The organism is Jiangella endophytica (assembly GCF_003427025.1).
GTDB classification, from domain to species: domain Bacteria; phylum Actinomycetota; class Actinomycetes; order Jiangellales; family Jiangellaceae; genus Jiangella; species Jiangella endophytica.
Genome location: NZ_QVAI01000047.1, coordinates 1 through 4,416, shown reverse-complemented (window position 1 = coordinate 4,416; position 4,416 = coordinate 1). Strand labels below are relative to the sequence as shown.

Below are 4,416 nucleotides of genomic sequence, written 5' to 3'. Positions count from 1 at the left end.
GTCGCTCAGCGTCGTCGACGCCGTCACGACCAGACCGACCTGGTCCGTGGCTGCGGCGACGTTGGCCCAGTTGATCGTCGGATCGAGGCGGGCTGGATTGGCGTCGTACGCGGGATCGCCGAGTGCCGGCCCGTCGGCGAGGAAGATGGCGTCGAGTGTGCCTCGCTCGGCCACCCGGCCGATGTGCTGCCAGTACGTGTCGTCGACGAACGAGTCCTTCTCCAGCCGTTCGCTCTGCCAGGCCGCCGGCAGATAGCCGAGGACGAGGACGTTGATGCCGAGAACGACGTGGCCGCCGCGATCGGTGGACATGAGGACACCTCCGGTATCCGCGGGAATTCGGTTGTTCGAGCAGCCGATCAGGGCATGCCGGAACGGGCAGGCGACGGTCGCCCGTCGCGGGGAGGGATGTGGGGGACGTGCCGGCCGGTGACCCCGAGCGGGCTGGTCAGCGACAGCGGCTGCTGGCGACGCGCATGTAGTCGACCCCTGCGGATGGTGAGCGTGACAGCGGTAGCCATATGCCTAATTTCCTATGGGTTTAGTAGGCTTTCAAGATGTGTATCACGCTTCGAGACGAACGAGTTCGGTCGACGGATGCCGCGCCGGCGCTCGCCCGAACAGCGTGGCCACGGTGAACGCCGCCGCCGCGGCCGCCACGCAGACGGCATAGCCCCAGGTGCCGCCGAAGCCGTCGATGACGGCGCCGGCACCGAGCTGACCGAGCGCGCGGCCGACGATCATCCCGGAACCGGTCCAGGCGAGCGCCTCGGTGACCCGTGCCGCCGGCGCGACCGACGCCGTGACCGTCATGCCGACGATGAGGGTCGGCGCGACGAAGAACCCGGCCAGGAAGCCCAGGGATACCAGCGCCGGCGCACCGGCCGCGAACAGCATCGGCACGGCGGCGACCGTGAGCAGGCCCAGGACCGTCATGAACTGTGTCGACGGCGTTCCGAGCCGGCCGCGCCGGCCGACCAGGATGCCCCCGGTCACGGAGCCCGTGGCATAGGCCGCGAGGATCCACCCGCCGGTCTGCGTCCGACCAGACATGTCGGCGACCGCTATCGACGCGACGTCGAACGCGCCCAGATAGGCGCCGACGAAGACGAAGACCAGCGCCACCGTCGCGATGCCGGGCAGCGGTCCGGCGCCCGGGTGCACGCGTCCGGCCGGCCGGACGACGTCCGGCTGGGTCGCCCGCTGCGCCGCCAGCAGAGCGGCGCTGACGCAGGCGGCGGAGACGGCCACGAGCAGGGTCGCCGCGGGAAAGATCGCCGCGGCCAGGAACGTCGCGAGCGGAGCGCCGATCGCGATGAGGGCGGCGTCGAGCGTCGACTCCAGGGCGAACGCCGTCCGCAGCCGCTCACTCCCCCGGAAGATCGCCGACCAGCGCGCTCTGACCATGGCGGTCACCGACGGGTGCGCGCCACCGGCGACGGCAGCCACCGCGGCCTGCCCCCAGATCGGGACGTCGCGATGCACGGCCAGTACCAGCAGCAGGATCGCCGGGCCGTGCACCCACGCCTGAACAGCGAGGGCGACGTGCTGGCCGCGGCGATCCGCCACCCGGGCCAGCACCGGCCAGCACACCGCGTTGGACAGCGCATACGCGGCCGTCAGCGCGGTCGCATGCGAGTAGGAACCGCCATGACCGGTCACCAGGAGCACGACGCCGAGCGAACCCATCGCCATCTCGAACCTGGCGAGGACCCCGGTGGCCGAGAACCGTGCGGCGCCCGGATGCTTGAGGACGGTCGTGTACGGGGCGAACACCGGACGCGCTACGGGAGCAGGCCGAGCGCGATCCGGCCGACGATGTCGAGGACGGCGTCGGTGTTGGGCGGATGCAGGCTTCCGGTCCGGACGTCGCGGTAGAGGCGCTCCAGCTCGTTGCTGCGGCTGACCGCGCCGGCACCGACCACCTGGACCGCGAGGTCGACGACGGTCCTGGCGGTGGTCACGGTGAACTCCTTGGCCGCGAACAGCCGCGGCGTCGCCCAGGCGCCGTGGTCGACGCCGGCCGCGACGTCGCCGGCCGCCTTCTCCAGCAGCGACCAGGAGGCGTCCAGGAGGATCTCGGCCTGGGCGACCTGGCGCTGGACGGCCGGCTTGTGCGCGTGAGTCTGGCCGGGCAGGGCGATCGACGGGCGCGTCCGCGACGTCTGGATGGCCAGGTCCAGTGCCCGGCGGGCGATGCCGAAGTAGACGTTGGCGACCAGCGGCAGGTACCACTGCAAGATGCCGGCGACGTACGGCGGATACGGCGCGCCGATGCCGCCGACCCCGACCACCTGACCGGCGGGCAGCACCACGTTCTCCAGGACGGTGTCCTCGCTCGAGGTCGCCCGGACGCCGAGTGCGTCCCAAGTCTTCTCCACCGAGACGCCTGCACTCTCGCGGTCGACGAAGCCGTGCACGATCCGCGGCCGCTCGGGGTCGGAGTCGTCGCGCGCGTGCAGCCCGAGCTTGGTCCACACCGGGGACAGGGAGGTGAACGTCTTCCGGCCGGTCACGAGGTACGAGCCGTCCGGTTGGGGTACCGCCCGGGTGATCGAGTCGTCGATACCGAGATCGTTGCCTCGTTCACCGTGGCCGGCTGCGAGCACCGCCCCTCCGGCGACCGCCTGCAGCAGCCAGCCGAGGTCGACCTCGCCGGTGCGCGTCAGCACGGTGGCGGGGCCGGTCCAGTACAGGTGCATGTTGACGGCCAGCGCCGTGGCGGGCGCCCAGTAGGCGAGGCGGCGTTGCTCCCGCGCCAGCTCCGCTAGGGAGAGCCCGCGGCCGCCGTGCTCGACCGGCAGCGCGGCCCGCAGGTAGCCGATCTTCTCGAGCTCGGCGAAGTCGTCGGCGAAGAAGGCGTTGTCGCGGTCGTAGCGCGCGGCGCGCTCGTGGAAGCGCTGGTAGTCCTCAGTCGTGAAGAACGCCGACTCCGGCTCGTGCTCCGAGAGCGGCGACGTGGCGCTGTTCGGTCGTGTCTCGGTCATCGCGGGCCACAGTCCGTCGTCATCGTGACTCCCTCATCGGGTTCGCTGGTTCGGGTGTACGGCCGGTCAGTCCGGCCGCACGCAGGATCGGCACGACGCCTTCGGCGAAGTGGTAGGCCTCTTCCAGGTGCGGTTGCCCGGACAGGATGAAGTGGTCGATGCCGAGTTCGTGGTACTCGCCGATGCGTTCGGCGACCTCGGCGTGGCTGCCGACCAGAGCGGTGCCAGCACCTCCCCGGACCAGGCCGTAGCCGGCCCACACGTTGGGGTGGATCTCCAGGTCGTCGCGGCTGCCGTGGTGCAGCGCGGACATGCGGCGCTGACCGACCGACTCGCTGGCGGCCAGCTGGCGTTGCACGTCCGCGACCCGGGCGTCATCGACGCGGTCGAGCAGCCGGTCGGCCTCGACCCACGCCGCGGCGGAGGTGTCCCGGCTGAGGACGTGGAAGCGGATGCCGAACGAGATCTCGCGGCCCGCCTCATGCGCAAGCTTGCGCACGCGGTCGATCCGGGTGGCGATCTGCGGCGGCGTCTCGCCCCAGGCCAGGTAGGTGTCGACGTGCCGGGCGGCCACCTGCTCCGCCGCGGGGCTGGCCCCGCCGAAGAACACCGGCGGCGGGTTCCAGGGGGCGAACGGGATCGACGCCTGCTCGATCCGGTAGTGCTCGCCGTCGAAGTCGAACGGCTCGGCCGCGCCGCTGACGCCGCGCAGGACGGCCAGGAACTCGGCCGTGCGCGCGTAGCGCTGGTCGTGGTCGAGGTGGTCGCCGAAGCGGCGCTGCTCCGCGGAGTCCCCGCCGGTGACGACGTTCAACAGCAGGCGGCCGCCCGACACGCGCTGGAAGGTCGCCGCCTGATGCGCGGCGAGCGTCGGCGAGATGAGCCCCGGGCGGAACGCGACCAGGAACTTCAACGTCTTCGTGACCTGCGTCAGCGCAGCCGTGGCGATCCATGCGTCCTCGCACCACGTGCCCGTTGGCGTGAGCACCGACTCGTAGCCCAGCTGCTCGGCCGACCGGGCGATCTGCCCGAGGTAGTCGACGCTCGGCGGGCGGAATCCGCCGGCGACGGCGCTCAGGCTCCGCTGCGAGCCGTCGCCGGAGCCGACGATGTCGCGGCTGTCTCCGTTCGTGGGGAGGTACCAGTGGAAGTGCACGCTCACCCGATGCCTCGCGACCCGGAGGCGAAGTGCTCGCGCAGGGTGCCGGTCTCGTACTCGTGGCGGAACAGGCCGCGTTTGCGCAGCAGCGGCACCACCTCGTCCGCAATCACCTCCAGACCGTCGACCAGCCGGTCCGGCTGCAGGTTGAACCCATCGACCGCCCCGGAGCGGTACCAGTCCTCGATGTGGTCCACCAACTGCTCCGGGGTCCCGGCGAACCCCGCATGGCCCGAACCGGTGTACCTCGTTTGCTTGAGGTACTCCCGC

The 4,416-nt window shown here is 71.5% G+C and carries 3 protein-coding genes and 2 pseudogenes; all 5 read right to left on the bottom strand.

Annotation, left to right across the window (positions count from 1 at the left end):
• Positions 1-312 (bottom strand): annotated as a pseudogene (locus DZA62_RS35180) (nitrilotriacetate monooxygenase); the annotation flags it as partial.
• Between the two features lie 252 nt (positions 313-564).
• The gene (locus DZA62_RS35175) at positions 565-1,776 is read right to left on the bottom strand and encodes an MFS transporter (protein ID WP_116953662.1); all 1,212 of its coding nucleotides are present in this window, start codon (positions 1,774-1,776) and stop codon (positions 565-567) included.
• An 8-nt stretch (positions 1,777-1,784) separates the two neighbouring features.
• Complete coding sequence (locus tag DZA62_RS35170; protein WP_116953659.1) at positions 1,785-2,987, bottom strand: acyl-CoA dehydrogenase family protein; 1,203 nt, start codon at positions 2,985-2,987, stop codon at positions 1,785-1,787.
• A gap of 19 nt (positions 2,988-3,006) precedes the next feature.
• Positions 3,007-4,149 (bottom strand): LLM class flavin-dependent oxidoreductase, encoded by a 1,143-nt coding sequence (locus DZA62_RS35165; protein ID WP_116953657.1) that lies wholly within the window; start codon positions 4,147-4,149, stop codon positions 3,007-3,009.
• Positions 4,146-4,416, bottom strand: a pseudogene (locus DZA62_RS35160) (nitrilotriacetate monooxygenase); the annotation flags it as partial. The pseudogene DZA62_RS35160 and the gene DZA62_RS35165, both read right to left, overlap by 4 nt.

Coding starts and splice junctions, on each gene's coding strand:
- DZA62_RS35170 (WP_116953659.1), bottom strand. CDS start 2,987: ATGACCGAGACACGACCGAACAGCGCCACGTCGCCGCTCTCGGAGCAC.